20 protein-coding genes are annotated in these 24,180 nt (G+C 68.6%); 12 read left to right on the top strand and 8 right to left on the bottom strand.

Going from position 1 to position 24,180, the window contains the following annotated elements; translation table 11 throughout:
* Window positions 1-14 precede the first annotated feature (14 nt).
* The 7 genes from KEC55_RS30405 to KEC55_RS30375 all read left to right on the top strand — a co-directional run bounded on the left by KEC55_RS30405 (window position 15) and on the right by KEC55_RS30375 (window position 7,639).
* Complete coding sequence (locus tag KEC55_RS30405) at window positions 15-653, top strand: hypothetical protein (RefSeq protein ID WP_282508750.1); 639 nt, start codon at window positions 15-17, stop codon at window positions 651-653.
* An 84-nt stretch (window positions 654-737) separates the two neighbouring features.
* Window positions 738-1,295, top strand: coding sequence for a helix-turn-helix domain-containing protein (locus tag KEC55_RS30400; protein WP_282508749.1), 558 nt, complete (start codon window positions 738-740; stop codon window positions 1,293-1,295).
* Window positions 1,296-1,376: 81 nt separating this feature from the next.
* Window positions 1,377-1,958 (top strand): HD domain-containing protein, encoded by a 582-nt coding sequence (locus KEC55_RS30395; protein ID WP_282508748.1) that lies wholly within the window; start codon window positions 1,377-1,379, stop codon window positions 1,956-1,958.
* A 55-nt stretch (window positions 1,959-2,013) separates the two neighbouring features.
* Complete coding sequence (locus KEC55_RS30390) at window positions 2,014-2,742, top strand: class I SAM-dependent methyltransferase (protein WP_282508747.1); 729 nt, start codon at window positions 2,014-2,016, stop codon at window positions 2,740-2,742.
* 268 nt (window positions 2,743-3,010) lie between these two features.
* Window positions 3,011-4,204: an efflux RND transporter periplasmic adaptor subunit gene (locus tag KEC55_RS30385; RefSeq protein WP_282508746.1), complete on the top strand. Its 1,194-nt coding sequence runs from the start codon at window positions 3,011-3,013 to the stop codon at window positions 4,202-4,204.
* Window positions 4,205-4,206: 2 nt separating this feature from the next.
* Window positions 4,207-6,252, top strand: coding sequence for a MacB family efflux pump subunit (locus tag KEC55_RS30380; RefSeq protein ID WP_282508745.1), 2,046 nt, complete (start codon window positions 4,207-4,209; stop codon window positions 6,250-6,252).
* 13 nt (window positions 6,253-6,265) lie between these two features.
* Window positions 6,266-7,639 carry an efflux transporter outer membrane subunit gene (locus KEC55_RS30375; protein ID WP_282508744.1) on the top strand — a complete coding sequence of 458 codons (1,374 nt, stop codon included), beginning with the start codon at window positions 6,266-6,268 and terminating at the stop codon, window positions 7,637-7,639.
* Window positions 7,640-7,673: 34 nt separating this feature from the next.
* Here the strand turns inward: KEC55_RS30375 and KEC55_RS30370 are convergent, their stop codons facing one another.
* Entirely contained in the window at window positions 7,674-9,212 is a 1,539-nt protein-coding gene (locus tag KEC55_RS30370) for an MFS transporter (RefSeq protein WP_282508743.1), read from the bottom strand.
* Between the two features lie 178 nt (window positions 9,213-9,390).
* Between KEC55_RS30370 and KEC55_RS30365 the strand changes: the two genes are divergently transcribed.
* On the top strand, window positions 9,391-10,311 hold the full coding sequence (locus KEC55_RS30365; RefSeq protein ID WP_282508742.1) for a LysR family transcriptional regulator: 921 nt from the start codon (window positions 9,391-9,393) through the stop codon (window positions 10,309-10,311).
* Window positions 10,312-10,359: 48 nt separating this feature from the next.
* Here the strand turns inward: KEC55_RS30365 and KEC55_RS30360 are convergent, their stop codons facing one another.
* From KEC55_RS30360 to KEC55_RS30335, 6 genes are all read right to left on the bottom strand, one after another.
* Window positions 10,360-11,499: an enoyl-CoA hydratase/isomerase family protein gene (locus KEC55_RS30360; RefSeq protein WP_282508741.1), complete on the bottom strand. Its 1,140-nt coding sequence runs from the start codon at window positions 11,497-11,499 to the stop codon at window positions 10,360-10,362.
* Window positions 11,496-12,287 (bottom strand): enoyl-CoA hydratase, encoded by a 792-nt coding sequence (locus KEC55_RS30355; RefSeq protein WP_282511470.1) that lies wholly within the window; start codon window positions 12,285-12,287, stop codon window positions 11,496-11,498. Before KEC55_RS30355 ends, KEC55_RS30360 begins: the two co-directional genes overlap by 4 nt.
* The gene (gene mmsB, locus KEC55_RS30350) at window positions 12,287-13,186 is read right to left on the bottom strand and encodes a 3-hydroxyisobutyrate dehydrogenase (protein ID WP_282508740.1); all 900 of its coding nucleotides are present in this window, start codon (window positions 13,184-13,186) and stop codon (window positions 12,287-12,289) included. The genes KEC55_RS30355 and mmsB overlap by 1 nt, the downstream gene beginning before the upstream one ends.
* 18 nt (window positions 13,187-13,204) lie before the next feature.
* Window positions 13,205-14,719 (bottom strand): CoA-acylating methylmalonate-semialdehyde dehydrogenase, encoded by a 1,515-nt coding sequence (locus KEC55_RS30345; protein WP_282508739.1) that lies wholly within the window; start codon window positions 14,717-14,719, stop codon window positions 13,205-13,207.
* Between the two features lie 110 nt (window positions 14,720-14,829).
* On the bottom strand, window positions 14,830-16,536 hold the full coding sequence (locus KEC55_RS30340; protein ID WP_282508738.1) for an AMP-binding protein: 1,707 nt from the start codon (window positions 16,534-16,536) through the stop codon (window positions 14,830-14,832).
* Window positions 16,537-16,696: 160 nt separating this feature from the next.
* Complete coding sequence (locus tag KEC55_RS30335; RefSeq protein ID WP_023477775.1) at window positions 16,697-17,830, bottom strand: acyl-CoA dehydrogenase family protein; 1,134 nt, start codon at window positions 17,828-17,830, stop codon at window positions 16,697-16,699.
* Between the two features lie 137 nt (window positions 17,831-17,967).
* Between KEC55_RS30335 and KEC55_RS30330 the strand changes: the two genes are divergently transcribed.
* The 3 genes from KEC55_RS30330 (at window position 17,968) to KEC55_RS30320 (ending at window position 21,453) form a co-directional block, all read left to right on the top strand.
* Window positions 17,968-19,002 carry an AraC family transcriptional regulator gene (locus KEC55_RS30330; RefSeq protein ID WP_282508737.1) on the top strand — a complete coding sequence of 345 codons (1,035 nt, stop codon included), beginning with the start codon at window positions 17,968-17,970 and terminating at the stop codon, window positions 19,000-19,002.
* Window positions 19,003-19,123: 121 nt separating this feature from the next.
* Window positions 19,124-20,683 carry an NfeD family protein gene (locus tag KEC55_RS30325; RefSeq protein WP_282508736.1) on the top strand — a complete coding sequence of 520 codons (1,560 nt, stop codon included), beginning with the start codon at window positions 19,124-19,126 and terminating at the stop codon, window positions 20,681-20,683.
* Window positions 20,680-21,453 carry a slipin family protein gene (locus tag KEC55_RS30320; RefSeq protein ID WP_282508735.1) on the top strand — a complete coding sequence of 258 codons (774 nt, stop codon included), beginning with the start codon at window positions 20,680-20,682 and terminating at the stop codon, window positions 21,451-21,453. The genes KEC55_RS30325 and KEC55_RS30320 overlap by 4 nt, the downstream gene beginning before the upstream one ends.
* A gap of 79 nt (window positions 21,454-21,532) precedes the next feature.
* Here the strand turns inward: KEC55_RS30320 and KEC55_RS30315 are convergent, their stop codons facing one another.
* A complete protein-coding gene (locus KEC55_RS30315) occupies window positions 21,533-22,810 on the bottom strand; it encodes a haloacid dehalogenase-like hydrolase (protein WP_282508734.1) in 1,278 nt (425 codons plus the stop codon).
* A 428-nt stretch (window positions 22,811-23,238) separates the two neighbouring features.
* Here KEC55_RS30315 and KEC55_RS30310 point away from each other — a divergent pair, with 428 nt between their 5' ends.
* Window positions 23,239-24,138 (top strand): M24 family metallopeptidase, encoded by a 900-nt coding sequence (locus KEC55_RS30310; RefSeq protein WP_282508733.1) that lies wholly within the window; start codon window positions 23,239-23,241, stop codon window positions 24,136-24,138.
* Window positions 24,139-24,180: the final 42 nt, after the last annotated feature.

The raw sequence follows: 24,180 nt of genomic DNA, 5'->3' as shown, positions 1-24,180 counted from the left end.
CGGGACAACAAGAAATGAGCACATTCATCACGCGCCGGCGCCTGCTGGTCGCAGGCATGGCCGCGAGCAGCCTCGCGCTGTCGGGCTGCTTCACGCCGAAGCTGTACAAGGACGACGCATACCGCGAATACGTCACAAGCTTCATGATCACCCAGGACGGCAAGAAGCTGGTCGTTCTCGGCACCGACTACCACTACATCTTCGATCTGCCGGCGCAATTGCGGCCGGTACTGTTGTCCGGCTACCGGAAATCGCTGCATACGACGTTTGCCGACTTCCATGCGCGCGGCGGCAGCATCACCGGGCACTACCGGATCGTCTTGCCGAAGGACGCGCCGGACGACGCCCGCCAGGCCGCAAGCACCGACGGATTCACCGCCGAGCCGGCCGGCCTCGTGCTCGAAGGCGACATCGAAGGCAAGCGCTATTCGACGGAAGGTTTCGCCGAGAAGGACAAGGGCGCCGCGCAACCGTTCAACCAGCGGTACTCGGTGTACATCAAGGAATCGCCGTCCGTCGTCGGCATGGGCCTGCGGATCCTCGCCACGCCGATCACGGTGGCAGCCGATGGCGTGCTCGTGCTGGGCGGCATCGTGCTCGTGCCGTTCGCGGCCATCGCGATCGAGGCAAACGGCGGCCTCAAGATCATGTAACGGTGCAAGCGTCGCCGCCGTTGCGCCGGTGACGCCAGACCACGGCACGCGCGCGCAACCCACGACCGCAACCGGAGCGCCGCCATGACCGCGTCACCGCTACACACGCCGCCGCTCGGCCCGCAGCTCAAGCGCTGGCGCGCGCTGCATCGCGTCAAGCAAAGCCATGCGGCCGAACTGTTCGGCGTCGCGCAGTCGACGATCTCGCGCTGGGAAGCCGGCCGCCAGCAGATGTCGCCCGACGAACGCGCGACGGCCGAGCGGTTGCTCGCCGCGCGCCTCGATTCCGCCGGCGATCACGCGCTCGCGCGGCTGATCGCGGGCAGCGCGGGCCGCATGCATCTCGTGTGCGATCTCACGCACCGCCTGCTCGCCTGTTCGCCGGCGCGCACAGCCGAATTCTCGCAACCGCTGTCGATGCTGCTCGGTACGTCGCTGTGGCGCTTCGCGACGCCGGAGATCGTCCGCATGGAAGCCGCGCTCGACCCGCTCGGCTGGCATGACCGCGCGGGGCCGCCGAGCGTCGAGTTCGACACGGGCGCGAACGCGTCGCGCGTCGTGCCGATCCGCGGCAGCCTATGCCGGTGGACCCGAATGACGCTGTCGGACGGTTCGGCCGCGCGGCTCGTCGAGACGCTTTAGCGCGCACCGCGCATATTTCATGCGTGGACGAACCGCGCGCGGCCGGCGTACGCTGGTCGGCTCATCGCAAGGACGCCGACCATGAACCCCGATACGATCCACGCGCGGCTCGATTTCCTGCGCGAAGCCGAACGCCTGAAGGACGTGCTGCGCAGCGGCCACACATCGGGCGGCCGCCCCGAAAGCACGGCCGAGCACAGCTGGCGGCTATGCCTGATGGCGCTCGTGTTCGCCGACGCGCTGCCCGGCGTCGACACGCTGAAGCTGCTGAAGCTGTGCGTCGTCCACGATCTCGGCGAGGCGCTGCATGGCGACATCCCCGCGATCGAGCAGGCCGCGCACCCCGACAAGAGCGCGCACGAACGCGACGACCTGCTGACGCTGACCGCATCGCTCGACCGCGCACGGCGCGACGAGATCGTCGCGCTGTGGGACGAATACGAAGCAGCGGCGTCGCCGGAAGCGCGCGCGGCGAAGGCGCTCGACAAACTCGAAACAATCCTGCAGCACAACCAGGGCAGCAATCCGCCCGATTTCGACTACTCGTTCAATCTCGACTACGGCCGCCGCCATACCGACGCCGCGCCGCTGTTCAGCGCGATCCGCGCCATCGTCGACGCCGACACGCAGCGCAGGATCGACGCGAATCGGCAGCACGCGTAAGCTCGCGGTGTCGGGCGCGCGGCACCGCGCGCCCCGCTCGCACGAGGCCCGACGCATGACGCAGAACATCTACGACGACCCGGCCTTCTTCGAAGGCTACAGCCGCCTGAACCGCTCGGTTCTCGGGCTCGACGGTGCGCCCGAGTGGCCCGCGCTGCGTGCGTTGCTGCCCGACCTGCGCGGCCGCAGCGTGCTCGACCTTGGTTGCGGCTACGGCTGGTTCAGCCGCTGGGCGGCCGATCACGGCGCGGCCAGCGTACTCGGCGTCGACGTATCGGAGCGCATGCTCGAACGCGCGGCATCGACTGCCGCGCATCCGGCGATCACATACCGTCGCGCCGACCTCGAAACGCTCGCGTTGCCGGACGCCGCGTTCGATCTCGCCTACAGCTCGCTCGCGTTCCACTACATCGCGCATCTCGACACGCTGCTGCGCACGATCCATCGCGCGCTCGTGCCGGGCGGGCAACTCGTGTTCTCGATCGAGCATCCGATTTATACGGCACCGCGCCGGCCCGGCTTCGTCGTCGACGCGCAAGGCAAGCGATCCTGGCCGGTCGACGGGTACCAGCACGAAGGCGAGCGCGTGACCGACTGGCTCGCGCCGGGCATCGTCAAGCAGCATCGCACCCTCGGCACGCTCGTGAACCTGCTGATCGGCAACGGCTTCACGCTCACGCACCTGGACGAATGGGGGCCGACGCCCGAGCAAGTCGACGCGATGCCCGCACTCGACGAGGAGCGCGATCGTCCGATGATGGCGATCGTCGCCGCGCAGCGGTAACGACGAGCCCGCGCGCGACGCCTTCCGGAACCGCCATCACGACGCCGCCCGCCCCCGCTCGCGCGCGGCATTCGCACAATTCAGCACAATTTCCACACGATTTGTCGCGAAATCCTCGCTTACCATGGGCGCCTGATTCGACTCGGCACGCCCGCGCGATGCGAACGCGGATGCTGTCGCGGGCACTACGCCCGGCATGCGACGCCGACCGGATCGTCCCGCTCGGCCGCACGCATCGCCGGCGCCGCTTCATCCTCGCAGTGTTCTCATGGCCCAGAAGACCCATCGCCGCCGGCGCATCGTGCTGGCTACCCTTGCCGTCGTCGCGATCGCCACCGGCGTCACGCTGAAGGCCTGCGCGCCCGACAAGCATCCGCAGTACCTGTCCGCGCCCGTCACGCGCGGCGATCTCGAGAACGCGGTGCTCGCGACCGGCGCGCTGCAGGCCTTCAAGCAGGTCGACGTCGGCGCGCAGGTATCGGGGCAGTTGAAGACGCTGAAGGTCAAGCTCGGCGACAAAGTCACGAAGGGCCAGTGGCTCGCCGAAATCGACCCCGTGATCTCCGAAAACGCGCTGCGCCAGGCGCGTGCCAGCGAAGAGAGCCTGCGCGCGCAGCAGCAATCGACGGCCGCGCAGGTGACGCAGGCCGAACTCGCGTTCCGGCGCCAGCAGGCGATGCTGCCCGACGACGCGACGTCGCGCGAGTCGTTCGAGGCCGCGCGCGCGACGCTCGACGTGCAGCGCGCGACCCTCGCGTCGCTCGCCGCGCAGATCCGCTCGGCCCGCATCCAGATCGAAACGGCGCAGGCCAACCTCGGCTACACGCGCATCGTCGCGCCGATCGACGGCGAGGTCGTCGCGATCGTCACGCAGGAAGGCCAGACCGTGATCGCGCAGCAGCAGGCGCCGGTGATCCTGAAGCTCGCGAATCTCGACACGATGACCGTGAAGGCGCAGGTGTCGGAAGCCGACGTGATCCGCGTGAGCGCCGGCCAGACCGCGTATTTCACGATCCTCGGCGAACCGGACACGCGTCACTACGGCAGGCTGCGCGCGATCGAGCCGGCGCCGCAGAACTACGCCGACGCGCAAAGCACGCTCGGCGGCGGCGCGGGAGGCAGCGCCAAACCGAACGCCGCGGTGTTCTACAACGCATTGTTCGACGTGCCGAATCCCGAGCACCGGCTGCGCATCTCGATGACCGCGCAGGTCAACATCGTGCTCGGCAACGCACGCAACGCGCTCAGCATCCCGGCGGCCGCGCTCGGCGAGAAGCGCAAGGACGGCGCCTATGCGGTGCGCGTGCTGCGCGCCGACGGCAGCACGGAAACGCGCAACATCCGCATCGGCATCAACAACAATGTGCGCGTCGAAGTGCTGGCCGGCCTGAAGGACGGCGAGCGCGTCGTGATCGGCGAAGCCTCCGCCGACGACCACGCACCGCTGTCGGACGTGGTGTGACGATGAGCCAGCCCCTGCTGAAACTCTCGGCCGTCACGCGTCGCTTTCCGGCCGGCGACAAGGACGTCGTCGTCCTGAACAACGTCAACCTGTCGATCGACGCGGGCGAGATCGTCGCGATCGTCGGCGCGTCGGGCTCCGGCAAGTCGACGCTGATGAACATCCTCGGCTGCCTCGATCATCCGAGCGAAGGCATCTATACGGTCGGCGGGCGCGACACGCACATGCTCGACAGCGACGAGCTCGCGCAGCTGCGCCGCGAACACTTCGGCTTCGTGTTCCAGCGCTATCACCTGCTGCCGCACGTCGACGCGGTCGCGAACCTCGAAATGCCGGCGATCTACGCGGGCACCACGCGCTCGGCGCGGCACGCACGCGCACGCGAGCTGCTCGCGCGCCTCGGGCTCGCGGATCGCGCGCACCATCGCCCCGGGCAGCTGTCGGGCGGCCAGCAGCAGCGCGTGAGCATCGCGCGCGCGCTGATGAACGGCGGCCAGGTGATCCTCGCCGACGAACCGACCGGCGCGCTCGACACGAAAAGCGGACAGGACGTGATCCGCATCCTGCACGAGCTGAACGCGCTCGGCCATACGATCGTGATCGTCACGCACGACAAGGCCGTCGCGCGCCATGCGCGGCGCATCATCGAGATCAGCGACGGCGAGATCGTCGCCGACCGGCCGAACCGCCAGTACGCCGAAGCGCTCGCGGAAGCCGGCATCGATACGGCCGAAGCCACCGCTACGGCAGCCGGCGCGCCGTGCGCAACCGATCGCCGCGACGAACCACCGCCCGCCGGCGCCGATATCGATACCGATACCGGCCCGCGCGCCCCGCGCTTCGCGGCCGGCACGGGCCGCTTCGCCGAGGCATGCCGGATGGCGTGGATCGCGCTCGTGTCGCACCGGCTGCGCACGGTGCTGACGATGCTCGGCATCATCATCGGCATCACGTCGGTCGTGTCGATCGTCGCGGTCGGCGAAGGCGCGAAGCGCTACATGCTCGACGAGATCGGCAGCATCGGCACCAACACGATCAACGTCTATCCGGGCACCGACTGGGGCGACAGCCGCGCGGACACGATCCAGACGCTCGTACCGGCCGACGTCGCCGCGCTCGCCGAGCAACCGTACGTCGACAGCGCGACGCCCGAAACGTCGCGCACGCTGCTGCTGCGCTACCGCAACGTCGACGTCAACGCGCTCGTGAGCGGCGTCGGCGACCGCTTCTTCCAGGCGCGCGGGATGCGCTTCGCGTTCGGCGCCGCGTTCGACGAAGACGCGGTGCGCCGTCAGGCGCAGGTCGCCGTGATCGACCAGAACACGCGCCGCAAGTTGTTCGGCGCGACGCGCAACCCGATCGGCGACGTGATCCTCGTCGACAACGTGCCGTGCGTCGTGATCGGCGTGACGGCCGACAAGAAGAGCGCGTTCGGCAGCGTGAAAAGCCTGAACGTGTGGGTGCCGTACACGACCGCGAGCGGGCATCTGTTCGGCCAGCGCTATCTCGACAGCATCACCGTGCGCGTGCGCGACGGGCAGCCGAGCGCCGCCGCCGAGAAGAGCCTCGAGAAGCTGATGATCCAGCGCCACGGCCGCAAGGATTTCTTCACGTACAACATGGACAGCGTGGTCAAGACCGTCGAGAAGACCGGCCAGTCGCTGACGCTGCTGCTGTCGCTGATCGCCGTGATCTCGCTCGTCGTCGGCGGGATCGGCGTGATGAACATCATGCTGGTGTCGGTCACCGAGCGCACGCGCGAGATCGGCATCCGGATGGCGGTCGGCGCGCGCCAGTCCGACATCCTGCAACAGTTCCTCGTCGAAGCGGTACTTGTCTGCCTGCTCGGCGGCACGATCGGCATCGCGCTGTCGTTCGGGCTCGGCGCGCTGTTCTCGATGTTCTTCGCGCAGTGGAAGATGGTGTTCTCCGTCGGCGCGATCGTGACGGCGTTCGTCTGCTCGACGCTCACCGGTGTGATATTCGGCTTCATGCCCGCACGCAACGCGTCGCGGCTCGATCCGATCGATGCGCTCGCGCGCGACTGACGCAAGGCCCGCCATGACGCATTCCTCACCGCTTCTCCACCTCGGCGCATTCGCCTGTGCGGCCGCGCTGTTCGCCGGCTGCGCGGGCATACGCCACGACCCGCTGCCAGCCGTCGCGATGCCCGCGAACTGGGCCGCGCCGGTTGCGGCCGACGCGCCGGCCACCACGCGCGACTGGTGGCGCAGCTTCGGCGATCCGCAACTCGACGCACTGATCGACGACGCGCTGCGCGCCAACAACGACCTCGCGATCGCGGCGATCCGCGTGTATCGCGCGCAACTGCAAGCCGGGCTCGCCGATACGAACCTGACACCCAACGTGACGGCCGGCGCGAACGGCGCCGTGTCGCGCACGCTCGATACGCACCAGATGAGCCGGTCGAGCGGCATCAACGGTTCGCTCAGCTATGAAATCGACCTGTGGGGCCGGCTGGCCGCGCTGCGCGACGCCGCGCGCTGGGAAGCCGATGCGACGGCCGCCGATCTCGAAGCCGCCCGGCTATCGCTGATCGGCACGACCGCGTCGCTGTACTGGCAGATCGGCTATCTGAACCGGCAGATCGCGCTCGGCGACGCGAACATCGCGTATGCGGTGCGCACGCTCGCGGTCGTTCGGTCGCGGCACACGGCCGGCGCCGTGTCGGGGCTCGACCTCGCGCAAGCCGAACAAAGCCTCGCCGCGCAACGCGCCGCGCAGACGCAGCTGATCCAGCAGCGCACCGAGAACCGCCACGCGCTCGCCATCCTGTTCGACCGGCCGCCGCAGCAGCTTGCGGCCGAACCGCCGGCGCTGCCCGACGCGGCGCCGCCGGAGGTCGCGGCCGGCCTGCCCGCGAGCCTGCTCGGCCGGCGGCCCGACTTGCGCGCGGCGGAATTCCGGCTGCGCGAGTCACTCGCGCAGGTCGACACGACGCGCACGAGCTTCTACCCGACCTTCACGCTGACCGGCAGCGCCGGCACGACGAGCACGAGCCTCGAGCGCGTGCTGACGAATCCGGTCGGCACACTCGGGCTCGGCCTCGCGCTGCCGTTCATCCAGTGGAACACGATGCAGTTGCAGATCAAGGTGTCGAAGTCGCGGTACGAGGAAGCGGTGGTCGGGTTCCGCCAGCGGCTCTACACGGCGCTCGCGGAAGTCGAGAATGCGCTGTCGGCACGCGTGCAGCTCGAACGCGAAGCCGAACAGCGTGCACTGTCGCTGGCCCAGGCGCAGCGTGCCGAGCGGCTGGCCGCCGCGCGCTTCGCGGCCGGTGCGACCGCCGTGCAGCCGTGGCTCGACCAGCAGCAGGTGCTGAGGAGCGCGCAAAGCGCCGACGAACTGACGCGCCTGAACCGGCTCAACAACCAGATGACGCTGTACCGCGCGCTCGGCGGCGGGACCTCCTGACGGACAGTCGAATCCCGCAGGCGGGCCGGCCGCGTCATTCGCACACGGCCGCCCCGCGCCGCGCGGGTGCGAACGCCACCGCGCTCGCGGTCGCCAGCACGGCCACACCGGCCGCGCCGTACACCATCACCCAGCCGAAGCCGTGTACGAGCGCCGCATGCAGCGCCGCACCGGTCGGGTCGGCCTGCGCGAGCGCCGGCGCGATCGCGTGCAGCCCGTCGGTGCGGCCCGACGCGATCTCCTGCGCGAGCCGGCGCAGCGCGGCATCGCCGATCGCGCCCGCCGCCCCGCCCTTCAGGCTCGCGACGATCCCCGCGACCAGCACGAAGCCCATCGCCGCGATGTTCAGCGCGAGCGAGATCATCCGCGCACTCATGTCGATCCCCGACGCCATCCCGGCCCGCGAACTCGGCACGGCCCCCGTCGTGGTATTGGTGACGGGCGTGTTCGTCAACCCGAGCCCGATGCCGGCGATCACGCAGCCGGGCAGCATCGTCAGCCAGCTCGCATGCTCGGCCGCGCTGCCGAGCCGCATCAGCGCGAAACCGGCCGCGATCGTGAACAGGCCGCCCGGAATCACGACGCCCGGCCCGTAGCGCAGTGCGAGCCGTTCGCCGAACGGCGGCGCGACCAGCGTCGGCAGCGTATACGCGAGCAACGCGAGGCCGGCCGTCACGCTGTCGTAGCCGAGCGCGACCTGGAACCAGATCGGCAGGTAGATCATGAACGGCCAGAAGCTGAAGTTCATCCCCATCGAGCCGAAGATCGCGCCGGTGAACGCGCGGATCCGGAACACGGAGAAGTCGAACATCGGCCGCGCGCTGGCGCGCTCCGCGATGAAGAAGCCGGCCACCGCCAGCACGGTCGCACCGAGCACGCCCAGGCCGGCGGCACTGGCCAGCCCGAGTTCCGCGCTTTGCGTGATGTAGAACGCGAGGCCGAGTACCGCGAGCGACAGCGTGACGATGCCCGCGACGTCGAGCGTGCCCGCATGCGGATCGCGCGACTCCTGCACCGCGCCGCCGATCAGCACGAGCGCGACGGCCGCGAGCGGCGCATGGACGAGGAATACCCACGGCCAGCTCGCCAGCGCGACGATCGCGCCGCCGACGATCGGCCCGAAGCCGAGCCCGATGCCGAACACGATCCCCCAGATTCCGAACGCGCGACCGCGCTCGCGGCCCTCGCGGAACTGGTGCGACAGCACGGCAATCTGGCAGATCAGCATCGCGCCACCGCTCGCGCCCTGCAGCAGCCGGCCCGCGACGAGCACCGGCACGTTCGGCGCGAGCCCGCACAGCAGCGACGTCGCGCCGAACAGCACGGTGCCGATCACGTACACGCGCTTGCGGCCGAACCGGTCGGCGAGCGTGCCGGCCGCCATCAGTACCGTCGTGCACGCGATCGTGTACGCGTTCATGATCCACTGCATGCCGTTGAAATCGCCATGCAGCACGTATTCGAGCGTCGGCAGGATCACCGGCACGCTCGAGATTTCGAGGCCGAACATCAGCGACGTGAGACAGACGGCCGCGAGTGCGACCGCATTCCTGCGAGAGTCGGATAGCGTCATGCGTACTGCGCGGCGGCCCGGTGACAGGCCGCGCGCCTCCAGGTGAGTGAGATGCGCCGCGTGCGGCCGGCATCGCACGCTGGACGGGAATCGGTACTATAGTGAGAATTTCCATCCCCATTGACGCACGCATTTCCGCGAACTGGGGAATCTCAGGACTCAATCGACGCAACCCGTGATGACCGACAGACTCGACGGCGTAACGACCTTCGTCCAGGTAGTGGAATCGGGCAGCTTCGCGCTCGCGGCGGAACGGCTCGAAATGACGCGCTCGGCGGTCGGCAAGGCCATCGCGCGGCTCGAAAAGCGGCTCGGCGCGCGGCTGCTGCAGCGCACGACGCGCAGCCAGAGCCTGACCGACGACGGCCAGGCGTATTACGACCGCTGCGTGCGCGCGCTGGCGGAACTGGAAGCGGCGGAGGCCGATCTCGATTGCGGCCGCAACGAAGCCCGCGGCAAGCTGCGGCTGAGCGTGCCGCTCGCGTTCGGGCATCACTGCGTGACGCCGATCGTGCTCGATCTCGCGCGCAATTACCCGCACCTGCGGATCGACGTGTCGATCACCGACCGCTTCGTCGATCTCGTCGAGGAAGGCATCGACCTCGCGGTACGGATCGGCACGCTCGCGGACAGCACGAGCCTCGCGGTGCGCCGGCTCGGCACGCAATACGGCAGCCTCGGCGCCGCGCCGTCGTATCTCGCGCGCTACGGGATGCCGAAAACGCTCGACGACCTGAAGCAGCACCGGACGATCGCGTATTCACGCTCGGGCGTGGTTCAGCCGTGGGACTTGCGCGCGCCGGACGGCTCGACGGTGCGCATCGACATGCCGCATCAACTGAGTTTCGACGACGTGCAGGCGATTGCGGCGGCCGGCGCGTCGGGGTTCGGGATCGCCTGGGTGCCGAGCTGGCTGCTCGACCATTACGTCAAGCGCGGCGAAATGGTCGTCGTGCTCGATCGCTGCTTCGTCTGCGAAGGCGACATTCACGCGATCTGGCCGAAGACGCGCTACCTGCCGCGCAAGACGCGCTGCGTGATCGACGCGCTCGCACAAGCGATTCCGCCGATGATCGAGCGAGCGGACGAAGTGCGATGAGATGAGGGGCGTTGAAGCCGGCGCGCCGCCGCACGGCGCGCCGGGCGGTCACGCCGCGCCGAGATCGGCGAGCGGATGCGCGAACAGCTTCCACGGCGACGTCAGGAAATGCCGCACGCGTTCGGCGCGCACTTCGACGAGCGACGCGGGCGCCCAGCGCGGCTTGCGATCCTTGTCGACGAGATGCGCGCGCACGCCTTCGCAGAAGTCGCCTTCCTCGATCGCACGCGCCACGATGCCGAGTTCCATCCGGAACGATTCGGCCAGCGTCATCTGCCGGCCGCGCAGCAGCGCTTCACGCGTCACGGAAAGCATCGTCGGCGAATGGCTCGCGAGCGCATCGAGCGTCGCCTGCAGCCATTGACGGTGCTCGCGCGACAGGTCTTCGCGCGCGAGATCCTGCGTCAGCGTCGCGACGATTCGCTCGACGGTCGAGCGCTTGTCGAAGTGGCGGACGATCCACGGCATCTGGCTGTCGAGCGCCGCATGCGGCACGACGTTGCACGGCGGCTCGAATACCTTGCGCAGCAGCGGCAGCGCGTCGCCGTCCCACTTGACGTTTTCGATGCGCGTCTCGAACGTGTCGAGCCACGCGGACGGCACGCACAGATCCGCTAGCTTGGCGGTCAGCGCGTCGGCGGCCGACAGCATCGCGCCGGTCAGCCCGACGTACAGTTCGAGTTCGACCGGCATGCGCGACAGGAAATGCGTCGCGCCGACGTCGGGCACGAGGCCGATGCGCGTTTCCGGCATCGCGATCTTGCTGCGCTCGGTCGCCACCCGCAGCGCGGCGCCCTGCGCAAGACCCATGCCGCCGCCCATCGTCACGCCGTCCATCAGCGCGACCACCGGCTTCGGGAACGTGTGGATCGCGTAGTCGAGCCGGTATTCGTCGACGAAGAACGGCAGCCAGGTTTCGCGCTGCGCGACCATCCGGTACAGCGCACGCACGTCGCCGCCCGCGCAGAAGCCCTTCTCGCCCGCGCCGCGCAGCACGACCGCGACGATCTGGTCGTCGTGGCGGCAGCGCTCGAGGAGCGCGGCCAGCTCGCCGATCATCGCGTACGACAGCGCGTTGAGCGCGGCCGGACGGTTCAGCGTGATCAGCGCCACGCGATTCACCACGCGGAACAGCACCTCGGGCGCGTGCTCCGCGAACGCGTCGTGATTCGTGACCGGCGTGCTCATCGTTGCGGCTCTCCGTCGGTATTCCACTGCGGCGCGCGCTTGCCGAGGAACGCGGCCACGCCCTCGCGCGGATCGTTCGTCTCGAACAGGTCGACGAAGCGTTCGCGTTCGACCGCGAGCGCCGCGCTGCGCGGCACGCCACGGCGCGCGAGGCCGATCAGCTCCTTGCTGTACGTGACCGCGTGCGGGCTCTGCCGCGCGACGTTGCGCGCGAGCGCCAGCGCCGCATCGCGTGCGGCGCCGCTTTCGACCACGTCCTCGACGAGGCCGATCCGCAGCGCGGTGGCCGCGTCGACGCGCGCGCCGGTCAGGATGATCTTCTTCGCCCAGCCTTCGCCGACGAGCCAGGGCAGCGTCTGCGTGCCGAGCCCGCACGGCAGCAGGCCGACCGACGGCTCGGGCAGCGCCATCTGCGCATGCGTCTCGGCGATCCGCAGGTCGCACGCGAGCGCGCATTCGAGCCCGCCGCCCATCGCATAGCCGTTGATCGCGGCGATCGTCACGACACGCGCGTCATGCAGCGCCTCGAACGCCGCGCCGAAGCGCGACGCCATCGCGCGCGCGACCGCGCGGTCGCCATCGGCGAACGTGTTGAGATCGGCGCCCGCGCTGAAGAACTTCGGGCCGTCGCCGGTGATCACCAGTGCGCGCACGCGCGGGTTCGCATTCAGTTCCGCGACGGTTGCCTGCAACTGCTGCAGCCCGTCGGCGGTAAAAGCGTTCGCGGGCGGACGCTTGAGCGTCGCGCACGCGATCGCGCCGTCGTCGACGTAGTCCAGTTCGATCATCACGCGTCCTTCTTCGTTGCCGGTTGGTACAGGCGGATCACCGCCGAGAAATCGAGTTGACCGTCGCCGCGGCTGCTCATCGTCTGGTACAGCTGCTGCGCGAGCGCGCCGAGATAGACGGGCTGGCGCGCCTGCTTCGCCGCATCGTTCGCGAGGCCGAGATCCTTCAGCATCAGGTCGGTACCGAAGCCGCCCGTGTAGCCGCGCGACGACGGCGCGGTCTCGATCACGCCCGGATACGGGTTGTAGGTGTCCGAGCTCCAGCAGCGGCCCGTCGACGTGTTGACGATGCCGGCCAGCACCTTCGGGTCGATGCCGAGTGCGACGCCGAGCGACATCGCCTCCGACACGGCCGCCATCGAGATGCCGAGCACGAGGTTGTTGCAGACCTTCGCGACCTGCCCCATGCCCGTCGCGCCGCAGTGGACGATGTTCTTGCCCATGCCGGCGAGCACGGGCTTCACGCGCTCGAAATCAGCATCGCTGCCGCCGACCATGAAGGTCAAGGTACCGGCCGCCGCGCCGCCGGTGCCGCCCGACACCGGCGCATCGACGAACGCGCCGCCGTGCTCGCGCACCAGCGCGCCGAACGCCTGTGCGCTGGCCGGGTCGATCGTGCTCGAATCGATCACGGTCGCGCCCGCGCCGAGGCCCGCCAGCACGCCGTTTTCGCCCGACAGCACCGAGCGCACGTGCGGGGCGGCTGGCAGCATCGTGATGACAAACGTCGCGCCCGATGCGGCATCGCGCGGCGACGCGGCCACCTGCGCGCCGGCGTCCTGCAGCGCGCGCAACGCATCGGCGCTGAGGTCGAACGCGTGCACTTCGTGGCCTGCTTTCAGCAGGTTCAGCGCCATCGGTGCGCCCATGTGGCCGAGGCCGATAAATCCGATTTTCATTTTGGAGTCCTCCGCCGCTCAATGCAGCCGGATCGTCGTGTTCACCGGGCCGGCCGTCGTGTCGTCGTCGAACCAGCGCGCGGTAACCGTCTTCGTCTGCGTGTAGAACTGCACGACCTGCTTGCCATACGGGCCGAGATCGCCGAGCTTCGAGCCGCGCGAACCGGTGAAGCTGAAGAACGGCACCGGCACCGGGATCGGGATGTTGATGCCGACCTGGCCGATGTCGATCTCGCTCTGGAACTTGCGCGCAGCCGCGCCGCTTTGCGTGAACAGGCCGACGCCGTTGCCGAACGGGTTCGCGTTGACGAGCGCGATTGCTTCGTCGAGCGTTCCGGCTTCGAGCACGACGAGCACCGGACCGAAGATTTCGTGCGTGTAGATCGACATGCCGGTCTTCACGCCCGAGAAGATCGTCGGGCCGATGAAGTTGCCGCTTTCATAGCCGGCCACCTTCACGTCGCGGCCGTCGAGTTCGAGCTTCGCGCCTTCGTTCACACCCGCTTCGATCAGCGAGAGGATGCGCTCCTTCGCGGTCTTCGATACAACCGGGCCGACGTCGGTGCCGGCTTCCGCGCCCGCATTCACCTTCAAAAGCTTCGCCTTGGCGACGAGATCGGGCAGCCAGTCGCGCGCTTCGCCAACCAGCACCGCGACCGACGTCGCCATGCAGCGCTGCCCTGCCGCGCCGAAGCCGGCGCCGACGAGCGCATTGATCGTCTGCTCGCGGTTCGCATCGGGCAACACCACCGCATGATTCTTCGCGCCCATCATCGACTGCACGCGCTTGCCGTGCGCGCTGCCGAGGTTGTACACGTGCGTGCCGACCGCCGTCGAGCCGACGAACGAGATGGCCTTCACGAGCGGATGCGTGCAGATCGCGTCGACGACTTCCTTGCCGCCGTGCACGACGTTCAGTACGCCTTTCGGTACGCCGGCCTCGATCGCGAGCTCGACGAGCTCCATCGTCGACATCGGATCCTGTTCCGACGGCTTCAGCACGAACGTGTTGCCGCAGACGATCGCCATCGGGAACATCCACAGCGGAATCATCGCGGGGAAATTGAACGGCGTGATGCCCGCGCACACGCCGAGCGGCTGGCGCAGCGTGTAGGTGTCGACGCCGCCCGCGACGTTCTCCGCGAATTCGCCGAGCTGCAGCGAACCGATGGAGCACGCGTGCTCCACCACTTCGAGGCCGCGGAAGATGTCGCCTTCGGCATCGGGAATCGTCTTGCCCTGCTCGGCCGTCAGCGTCTTCGCGATGCGCTGCTGGTTCGTGCGCACGAGATCCTGGAACTTCAGCATGATGCGCATGCGTGCGGCGATCGGCGTGTTCTTCCACGTCGCGTACGCGGTGTGCGCGGCCTGCACGGCCGCGTCGACTTCCGCGACGGTCGCGAACGGCACGCGTGCGAGCACCTGTTGCGTCGCCGGGTTGACGATGTCGCGCCACTCGTTCGTGGCGGACTCGACGAAGGCGCCGTCGATCAGCAGCTTGACCGTCGGCACGTCTTTCGAATTCGCGTTCATCGATCCACTCTCCTTGCAGAGGGCCGCGAAGCGCGATATCGCCGCGCGGCCGGTTCAGTTCGGCTGCGGGCGGCGGCCGCGACAAGCGGCGCGCTCGGCCCGCGGTCACGTCATTTCAGTTCGGCGGCAAAATCTTCTTCCCAGTATTCGCCGGGCATGCGCGCGCTCGCGTCGTCGCCACGCTCGATCTCGCGGCGGCGCAGCTCGACGCGGCGGATCTTCCCCGAGATCGTCTTCGGCAGATCGGCGAACTGCAGGCGGCGGATGCGCTTGTACGGCGCGAGCTTCTCGCGCGAGAAACGGAAGATCTCCAGCGCCAGCTCGGGGCTTTCCTCGTAGCCCTGGCGCAGCGTGATGAAGGTCTTCGGCACCGACAGCCGCACGGGGTCGGGGCTCGGCACGACGGCCGCTTCGGCGATCGCCGGATGCTCGATCAGCACGCTCTCGAGTTCGAACGGGCTCAGCCGGTAGTCGGACGACTTGAACACGTCGTCCGCGCGGCCGATGTACACGTAGTAGCCGTCGTCGCCGCGCATCGCAATGTCCGACGTGCGGTAGTGGCCGTCGCGCATCGCATGGGCCGTCGCATCGGGATTGTTCGCGTAGCCGGTCATCAGCCCGACCGGGCGCGTGACGTCGGGGCCGATCGGCAGCGCGACTTCACCTTCGGTCACGGGCGCGCCGTCCGGGTCGAGCAGCGCGATCCGGTAGCCGGGCAGCGGCCGCCCCATCGAGCCCGCGACCACCGGCTGACCCGGCGAGTTGCCGATCAGGCAGGTCGTCTCGGTCTGGCCGTAGCCGTCGCGAATCGCGATGTTCCACGCCTTCTTCACACGCTCGATGATCTCGGGATTCAGCGGCTCGCCCGCGCCGACGATCTCGCGCAGCTTCACGTCGAACGACGCGAGCGGCTGCTGCACGAGCATGCGCCACACGGTCGGCGGTGCGCACAACGTTGTGACCTGGTATTTGACGAGCGCATCGAGCACGACCTTCGGCTCGAAACGCGCGTAGTTGAATGCGAACACGCACGCCTGCGCATTCCACGGCGCGAAGAAGCAGCTCCACGCGTGCTTCGCCCAGCCCGGCGAGCTGATATTCCAGTGGATATCGCCCGGCTGCAGCCCGACCCAGTACATCGTCGACAGATGGCCGACCGGATAGGTGCGGTGCGTATGCTCGACGAGCTTCGGCTTCGACGTCGTGCCCGACGTGAAGTACAGCAGCATCGGATCGTTCGCATAGGTGACGGCGTCCGGCTCGAATTCGGCGCTCGCCGCATAACCGTCGTTCATCGCGAGCCAGCCCGCGCGCGGCGCACCCGCGACGATCTTCTGCGCGAGGCCGAGGTCGGGCTGTTCGAATTTGGCGGTTTCGTTCTCGTCGACGATCACGTATTTCGCGCCGCCGATCTGCACGCGGTCGCGCACGTCGTCGGGCGACAGTTGCGTGGTGGCAGGCAGCACGATCGCGCCGAGCTTCATTGCGGCGAGCATCGCGTCCCACAGCTCGACACGGTTCGGCAGCATCAGCAGGATGCGGTCGCCGCGCACGACGCCGATCGAACGCAGCCAGTTCGCGATCCGCGACGAACGCTCGGACATCTGCGCGAACGAATACGGATCGCCCGTACCGGTCGCCGCATCGACGATCCACAGCGCGGGCTGGTCGTTGCCGCGCGCCATCGGGTCGAAGTAGTCGAGCGCCCAGTTGAACGCATCGAGCACCGGCCATTCGAACTCGCGGTACGCGGTTTCGTAGTCGGTGCGATGGCGCAGCAGAAAGTCGCGTGCGTTCAGGAATGCCTGTACCGTCATCGTTTCCTCCAGTCTCCATGTCTCGCGGTCAACCGGCGCATGCGCTGCAGCCCATGCGCGGTTTCCCCTGGTGCGGCGCACGGTCACGTCGTTGCGTGCCGCGTTCGCCGCGCTGCCCTCGTGCCTTGCGTGATGTTTCGACCGGGGCGACCGTCGCGGCTCAAAGCTGCCGTGCGATCACCATCCGCTGCACTTCGCTGGTGCCTTCGTAAATCTGCGTGATGCGTGCGTCGCGATAGTGACGCTCGACCTCGTAATCGACCAGGTAGCCGTAGCCGCCGTGGATCTGGATCGCATCCGAACACACGCGCTCGGCCATCTCCGACGCGAACAGCTTCGCCTGCGACGCCTCCGACAGGCACGGCAAGCCGGCCGTGCGCAGCTTCGCCGCGTGATGCACGAGCAGGCGCGCGGCGTTGATCTGCACGGCCATGTCGGCGAGCTTCTGCTGGATCGCCTGATGCTCGGCGATCGGCTTGCCGAACTGCACGCGCTCGCCCGCATAACGGCGCGCCTTGTCGAACGCCGCGCGCGCGATGCCGAGCGCCTGCGCGGCGATGCCGATACGGCCGCCCTCGAGGTTCGACAGCGCGATCTTCAGCCCTTCGCCGCGATTGCCGAGCAGGTTCTCTTCCGGAATCGCACAGTTCTCGAACGTGATCGGGCACGTATCCGACGCGCGGATACCCATCTTCTTCTCGGGCTTGCCGACGATGAAGCCCGGCGTGTCGGTCGGCACCAGGAACGCGGAAATGCCGCGCTTGCCGGCTTCCGGGTCGGTCATGGCAAAAACGATCGCCACCCCGGCGCGTTGGCCGTTGGTCACGAACTGCTTCGCGCCGTTCAGCACCCATTTGCCGTCGCGCAGCTCCGCACGCGTGCGCAGGTTGTTCGCCTCGGAACCGGCGTGCGGCTCGGTCAGGCAGAACGCGCCGATCACGCGGCCGGCCGCCATGTCGGCCAGCCAGCGATCCTTCTGCGCGGGCGTGCCGAAGCCGAGGATCGGCCCGCAGCCGACCGAGTTGTGCACGCTCATCATCGTCGCGCACGCGGCGTCGCCGGCGGCGACCTCTTCCATCGCCAGCGCGTAGGCCACGTAGTCCGTATACGAGCCGCCCAGCTCCTGCGGCACGATCATCCCGAGCAGGCCGAGTTCGCCGAGCTGCGCGACGATCGCGTCGGGCAGGTGCGCGTCGTGGTCCCATTGCGCCGCGTTCGGCGCCAGCATCTCGGTCGCAAAGGCGCGCGCGGCATCGCGGATCATCCGCTGGTCTTCGGTATAAAGCTCGTCCATGGTGCTGCTGTCTCCCGCGGCCGCCGGGCGCGACCGTCCTTGCGTTTCGATGCAACAAGTGTAGGCAAGCCGGCGCGACTGTTCGATGCTCGCGTCGCTCATTTACACTGAGCGTTTTTGCCACACCGGCGGCACGGATGAAGCAGGAAGACAAGGGAACCGTCGCGATCAGCCTCGTCGCTTACAGCGTCGCGCTCGCCACGCGACGCGGCGTCGCGGCCGAGCCGCTGCTCGCGCAGGCCGGCATCGCACCCGCGCTGCTCGAGCAGCCGCGCGCACGCGTGAGCGCGCAGCAGTACGGCGCGTTGTGGAACGCGATCGCGCGCACGATGGACGACGAGTTTTTCGGGCAGGATCGCCACCCGATGCGCAGCGGCAGCTTCATCGCGATGAGCCAGTCCGCGCTAACCGCGCGCGACGGGCTGCACGCGATGGCGCGCGCGGTGAATTTCATGCACTGCGTGCTCGACGACCTGCACGCGGAGCTCGACGCGAACCCGCAGCGCGTGCGGCTGCGCTTCGTGCACCGCAACAACGGCGCGACGCCCGCGATGTTCACGTACGCGACCTATTTCATCATCGTGTACGGGCTGACCTGCTGGCTGATCGGGCGCCGCATTCCGCTGCTGCATGCGAGCTTCCGCTGCGACACGCCGCCCGCCGACCACGAGTACCCGTCGATGTTCTGCGACGACATGCGGTTCAACGAACCCGATTCGTATGTCGATTTCGATCCCGAATTCGCGACGCTGCCGGTCGTGCAGAACGCGAAGACGCTGAAGACGTTCCTGCGCAACGCGCCGGCCAGCTTCATCGTCAAGTACCGCAACCCGAACGCGCTCGCGCAGCGCGTGCGCGCGGTGCTGCGCGGGATGCCGCCCGCCGCGTGGCCGGGCGCGGGCGGGATGGCCGCGCGGCTGCACGTGGCCGAGGCCACGCTGCGCCGCAAGCTGCACCAGGAAGGCCAGGCCTACCAGTCGATCAAGGACACGCTGCGGCGCGATCTCGCGTTCGAGGCGCTGGCCGACCCCGCGCGCACGATCGCCGACGTCGCGGCCGCAACCGGTTTCGCGGAACCCAGCGCGTTCTACCGCGCGTTCCGCAAATGGAGCGGGCGCAGCCCGGCCGATTATCGCGACGAAGTGCTTGCGCGCGGCGGCGGCGCGGTCTGACTCTGCGCCACGTGGCCACGGTTTCGCGCTTTCGGCCGAAACCGCCTAATCTTTAAGCATCGGGCCCACGCCCTTTCCGCGAGCCGGACGGCGCGCGGCCGCGCGCCGCCCGGACGTCCCCATGCGCTTTCACCGTCATGAGCCGCCGGCGCCTGCCGTGCCCGACGGCCGCCCCCGTCACCCGCTGTCCGCGCGGGTCGCGCGCGCCGCGCTGTTCGCGGCGCTGCTCGTCGTGTGCGCCGCAGTCGCCGCACCGCCTCCTGTCGACGCGCCCGCTGCCGCTCGCCCGGTCATCGTGATCCCGATCAACGGCGCGATCGGCCCGGCCAGCGCCGATTTCATCGTGCGCTCGCTCGACCGTGCCGCCCGCGAGCACGCGCCGCTCGCGATCCTGCAACTCGACACGCCCGGCGGCCTCGATACCTCGATGCGGCAGATCATCAAGGCGATCCTCGGCTCGCCGGTGCCGGTCGCCGCGTTCGTCGCGCCGGGCGGCGCACGGGCCGCGAGCGCGGGCACCTACATCGTCTATGCGAGCCACTTCGCGGCGATGGCGCCCGGCACCAATCTCGGCGCGGCGTCGCCCGTGCAGATCGGCGTCGGCGGCGCCGCGCCGCCGGGCGCGAACCCCGCTGCGCCACGGCCACCCGCGGCCGGGACGCCGGGTGCCTCGGGCGCGTCGGGCGCGTCACCGGCCGCGCTGCCGACCGACACGCAATCGACCGAGATCCGCAAGGCGATGCAGGACGCGTCGGCCTATATCCGCGGCCTCGCGCAGTTGCGCGGGCGCAATGCCGAATGGGCCGAGCGCGCGGTGCGCGAAGCCGTCAGCCTGTCGGCCAGCGAGGCACGCGCGCAGCACGTGGTCGACCTGATCGCGCAGGATCCGGCCGATCTCGCGCGCCAGCTCGATGGCCGCAGCGCGACGACCACCGCCGGCACGGTGCGGCTCGCGACCGCGCATGCGCCGCTCGTCGTGGTCGAACCCGACTGGCGCAGCCGCTTCCTGTTGATCATCACCGATCCGAACGTCGCGCTGATCCTGCTGACGATCGGCATCTACGGCCTTTTCTTCGAGTTCGCGAACCCCGGCTTCGTACTGCCGGGCGTCGCCGGCACGATCTGCCTGCTGGTCGGGTTGTTCGCGATGCAGCTGCTGCCGGTCAGCTACGCGGGCCTCGGCCTCGTGCTGCTCGGCCTCGGTTGCCTCGTCGCCGAGGCATTCCTGCCGACTTTCGGCGTGCTCGGCTTTGGCGGGATCGTGTCGTTCACGATCGGCGCGCTGATGCTGATCGACACCGACGTGCCCGGCTACGGGATTCCGTGGCCCGTGATCGCGAGCCTCGCGCTCGGCGGCGGGCTGCTCGTCGCGGGCGTGTCGAGCGTCGCGCTGCGCGCACGGCGCCGCCCGGTCGTAACGGGCGCCGAGGCGATGCTCGGCAGCATCGGCGAGGTGCTCGACGACGGCCTGCAGGCCGACCAGCCGCGCGGCGCGGCCGGCGCCGCGCCATCGGCCGCCGGTTGGGCGCGCGTGCGCGGCGAGCGCTGGCGCGTGGCGAGCAGCGCGCCGCTCGCCGCGGGCTGCCGCGTACGCGTCACCGGCCGCCACGGGCTGCTGCTCACCGTCGCTCCGCTCTACGACATACCGGCGCAAGAACAACATCAAGGAGAGCCGTCATGATCGGCTACACGTTCGGCTTCAGCAGTGTCCTGATCGTCTTCGTCGTGGTGCTCGTCGCGTCGTCGATCCGCATCTTCCGCGAGTACGAGCGCGGCGTGGTGTTCATGCTCGGCCGGTTCTGGAAAGTGAAGGGGCCGGGTCTCGTGCTGATCATCCCGATCGTCCAGCAGGTCGTGCGGATCGACCTGCGCACCGTCGTGTTCGACGTGCCGCCGCAGGACGTGATCACGCGCGACAACGTGTCGGTGAAGGTCAACGCGGTCGTGTATTTCCGTGTCGTCGATCCGGAGAAGGCCGTGATCCAGGTCGCGCGCTTTTTCGACGCGACGAGCCAGCTGTCGCAGACGACGCTGCGCTCGGTGCTCGGCAAGCACGACCTCGACGCACTGCTCGCCGAGCGCGAGCAGTTAAATGCCGACATCCAGAAAACGCTCGACGCACAGACCGATGCATGGGGGATCAAGGTGTCGACGGTCGAGATCAAGCACGTCGACCTGAACGAGACGATGATCCGCGCGATCGCGCGGCAGGCCGAAGCCGAACGCGAGCGGCGCGCGAAGGTGATTCACGCGGAAGGCGAACTGCAGGCGTCGGAGAAGCTGCTGCAGGCCGCGCAACGGCTCGCGCTGCAACCGCAGGCGATGCAGCTGCGCTATTTGCAGACGCTGACGACGATCGCCGCGGACAAGAACTCGACGATCGTGTTTCCGCTGCCGATCGACCTGATCGGCGCGTTGCTGGAGCGGCTGGGTACGCCGCGCGAGCGCTGAAACGCGCGTGTTCCGACGTGCGCGACGCTGCCGTCGCGCATGCCGGGTGCCGGGCCGAGACGGCCCGGCCCGGCACACGTCAAGCGAGCAGCTTGCGCTCGGTCTTGCCGTACTTGATCGACTTCTCGTCCGGAATCATCAGGCCCGTGTGCTCATCGCGGCCCTGCAGCAGGAAACGCGCGTCCTGCTGGCCGATCTGCTCGGCCGCGAGCTTGCTGTCCGCGCCGATCTCGCCCTTCTTCATCCGGTTGACGATCACGCCGGCCGCGGTGTCCTTGAAGTCGCGCAGCATCCACGCGTCGCCGTCGCTGTCGCCGAACACCAGCAGCGGGCCGTAGCCCTTCTTCGATTCGAGCACGTTGCGGATGCCTACCGTCTTGCCGGGCCCCCAGTTGAAATGCCAGCCGGCCGGATAGGTGCTCGTGTACTTGCCGTCCCGCATGTCGAGGCGCAGGCCGATCACGTTCTCCGGCGGCACGCCGTAGCCGTAGTTCGGATTGCCGGCGAACACGCGCACGACATCGTCGAGCGACGCGGTGCTCACGTACACGTCGATGCCGTTCGCGCGCAGCGTGTGCATCACCGCGCGGATTTCCTCATGAATGCGGATGCCGTGGAAATGCGTGTCGGCCACCACGCCAGCCTTGCCCGGCAGCGTCTTCGGGCTTTCGTAGCGGACCTTGCGCAGCGCGTCGCCGATCCCGTAGTTATCCGATGCTTCCGCCATCGCCTGCAGCTCGGCGGTCGTCATGTTCTTGTAGAAGTAGATGATCCACTTGTAGCCGACTTCGAGCGGGTGCGTGTCGCAGATCGCGTCGTACATGAAGTACAGCTTCGCGCGGAAATCCTTGAACTGGTCAGTCTCGCGAATCTCGTCGAGGCTCTTCTCACCGCCGAAACCCTTGTAGTTCGCGTAGAGCCAGCGGTAGTCGGATTCGACGTCGGCGGCGAGATCCTCCATCGTCACCGGCTTGCCGTCGACGGTCGTGTAGTCCTTCATGAACGCGCCCTTCGGCACGTCCTTCCACATCACGGCGACGAATTCGTCCGGCGTCAGCTTGTACTGAAGATGGTTGATCTGGTACATCAGCAACGCCTCTTCGCAGTCGTTCATGATGCACGTGTTATCCCAGTCGAACACCGCGTACGGGCGGCGCTTTTCGTCGTAGCGCGCGCTCGCGACGCCATGCCGGTCGAGCACCGCCTGCAGGCGCGCGGCGTTGAACGGCGACCAGCGGCCCGGGTCCAGCGCGTCCGGCGCGGTTGCGCTCTTCGCATCGGCGGTGCCGGCCTTGAGCATCAGCGACGTCGCGGCGGTCGCCGCGGCAAGGGTGTTCATGAACTGGCGGCGTTGCATGGTCTCTCTCCGTGGAAATGTCGAATCGGTTTCGGTCACTGCCCCGTGCGGCGCACTGGCGGCTCATCGCCGTCGCGAGGCCGGGGCGGCTTCGAATTGGGGGCGAATGATGTGACGAAATTATTTCGGCAATTTGACAGCGTCACGCCGCGACGCGACGGCGAGTTGATCCGGCGCGACATGCCGGGCGCCACCAGATGGCCGAAACGGCCATCCGGGCCGGCACCAGGCCCGCCCGCGACATCGTCCGGAAACCTAGAGGCTCCCCTCGATTTCCCCCTTCCATTAGGACAAATCCTCACTTCCCGGCGCGCGTATCCGTCTATGATCGTTACATCACTCAATGACACATTAAATGCTGACTGAATAACCCGCGACGGCGACGCCGGCGGGCGCGTTCCGGATCAGCGCCCCAACGGAGACGCACCATGGCCGACCATCACCCGCTGCCGGAAGTCCACCTCGACGAGCTGCCGCAATTCCGCGCGGTCCAGCAGTTGGCGTACCGCTGCGTCGAAACCGTCGGCGCAATGCTCTATCCCGGCATCACCGAGAAGGAAGCCGCTCGCCTCCTGACCGAATGGCTGCAGGACAACGGCGTGCACGACTGGCTGCACAAGCCGTTCGCGTGGTTCGGCGACCGCACCGCGTTCGAGGGCTTCTCGGGCCTCAAGCACATGGGCGGCTTCAATCTCGCGTTCTTCCCGAGCAACCGCCAGCTCGAAACCGACATGCCGGTGATCCTCGACGTCGCGCCGGTGCTCGACGGCATCGTCGCCGACGTCGGCTACGCGCACTGCCTGGGCCACAACCCGATCCTCGAACAGTTGCAGGACGACCTGATGGACCACCGCGAGATGATCGTGCGGCTCGTGAAGGCGCGCCGGCCGATGGCCGAGGTCGCGCAGGAAGTCGACGCGCTGTGCCGCCGCCAGGGTGTCGAGCCGCGCCACAAGGCCTATCCGTTCAAGGTGCTCGCGCATCGCGTCGCGAAGATCCACAAGCTGTCGAAGCCGCGCTTCGTCGCGCGCTTCGGGCTGAACGCGACGCGCAACCTGCTGCTCGACCAGGGCCGCGCGGCGAAGCAGCAAGGCTGGTCGCCGCTGTGGTCGATCGACCGCCGCTCCGAGCATGCGCCGGTGCCGGGCCTGTGGGCCGTCGAGCCGCATCTCGGCTTTGCCGGCGTCGGCGCGAAATTCGAAGAGCTGCTCGTCATCACCGAAGACGACGCGTACTGGCTCGACGAAGACCTGCCGCACGTGCGCCGCTGGCAGCATCGCCAGGCCGAGCGTGCGCAGGCCGTCGCGACCGTGCCGGCCGCCGCCTGACGCGAATGCGCCCTTCCTCCCGAATCCCTGAACGACGGACTC

It is taken from the genome of Burkholderia cepacia (assembly GCF_029962485.1).
Classification (GTDB): domain Bacteria; phylum Pseudomonadota; class Gammaproteobacteria; order Burkholderiales; family Burkholderiaceae; genus Burkholderia.
Note: the sequence above shows the minus strand (reverse complement) of the source record. Positions and strands in the feature narration are given on the sequence as shown.

What these genes read in the sequence shown, in the direction of transcription:
- KEC55_RS30375 (WP_282508744.1), top strand. Translation starts at nt 6,266, where the DNA reads ATGACGCATTCCTCACCGCTTCTCCACCTCGGCGCATTCGCCTGTGCG.
- KEC55_RS30360 (WP_282508741.1), bottom strand. Translation starts at nt 11,499, where the DNA reads ATGAGCACGCCGGTCACGAATCACGACGCGTTCGCGGAGCACGCGCCC.
- KEC55_RS30385 (WP_282508746.1), top strand. Translation starts at nt 3,011, where the DNA reads ATGGCCCAGAAGACCCATCGCCGCCGGCGCATCGTGCTGGCTACCCTT.
- KEC55_RS30365 (WP_282508742.1), top strand. Translation starts at nt 9,391, where the DNA reads ATGACCGACAGACTCGACGGCGTAACGACCTTCGTCCAGGTAGTGGAA.
- KEC55_RS30340 (WP_282508738.1), bottom strand. Translation starts at nt 16,536, where the DNA reads ATGACGGTACAGGCATTCCTGAACGCACGCGACTTTCTGCTGCGCCAT.
- KEC55_RS30325 (WP_282508736.1), top strand. Translation starts at nt 19,124, where the DNA reads ATGCGCTTTCACCGTCATGAGCCGCCGGCGCCTGCCGTGCCCGACGGC.
- KEC55_RS30310 (WP_282508733.1), top strand. Translation starts at nt 23,239, where the DNA reads ATGGCCGACCATCACCCGCTGCCGGAAGTCCACCTCGACGAGCTGCCG.
- KEC55_RS30345 (WP_282508739.1), bottom strand. Translation starts at nt 14,719, where the DNA reads ATGAACGCGAATTCGAAAGACGTGCCGACGGTCAAGCTGCTGATCGAC.
- mmsB (WP_282508740.1), bottom strand. Translation starts at nt 13,186, where the DNA reads ATGAAAATCGGATTTATCGGCCTCGGCCACATGGGCGCACCGATGGCG.
- KEC55_RS30405 (WP_282508750.1), top strand. Translation starts at nt 15, where the DNA reads ATGAGCACATTCATCACGCGCCGGCGCCTGCTGGTCGCAGGCATGGCC.
- KEC55_RS30390 (WP_282508747.1), top strand. Translation starts at nt 2,014, where the DNA reads ATGACGCAGAACATCTACGACGACCCGGCCTTCTTCGAAGGCTACAGC.
- KEC55_RS30330 (WP_282508737.1), top strand. Translation starts at nt 17,968, where the DNA reads ATGAAGCAGGAAGACAAGGGAACCGTCGCGATCAGCCTCGTCGCTTAC.
- KEC55_RS30335 (WP_023477775.1), bottom strand. Translation starts at nt 17,830, where the DNA reads ATGGACGAGCTTTATACCGAAGACCAGCGGATGATCCGCGATGCCGCG.
- KEC55_RS30370 (WP_282508743.1), bottom strand. Translation starts at nt 9,212, where the DNA reads ATGACGCTATCCGACTCTCGCAGGAATGCGGTCGCACTCGCGGCCGTC.
- KEC55_RS30355 (WP_282511470.1), bottom strand. Translation starts at nt 12,287, where the DNA reads ATGATCGAACTGGACTACGTCGACGACGGCGCGATCGCGTGCGCGACG.
- KEC55_RS30320 (WP_282508735.1), top strand. Translation starts at nt 20,680, where the DNA reads ATGATCGGCTACACGTTCGGCTTCAGCAGTGTCCTGATCGTCTTCGTC.
- KEC55_RS30315 (WP_282508734.1), bottom strand. Translation starts at nt 22,810, where the DNA reads ATGCAACGCCGCCAGTTCATGAACACCCTTGCCGCGGCGACCGCCGCG.
- KEC55_RS30395 (WP_282508748.1), top strand. Translation starts at nt 1,377, where the DNA reads ATGAACCCCGATACGATCCACGCGCGGCTCGATTTCCTGCGCGAAGCC.
- KEC55_RS30400 (WP_282508749.1), top strand. Translation starts at nt 738, where the DNA reads ATGACCGCGTCACCGCTACACACGCCGCCGCTCGGCCCGCAGCTCAAG.
- KEC55_RS30380 (WP_282508745.1), top strand. Translation starts at nt 4,207, where the DNA reads ATGAGCCAGCCCCTGCTGAAACTCTCGGCCGTCACGCGTCGCTTTCCG.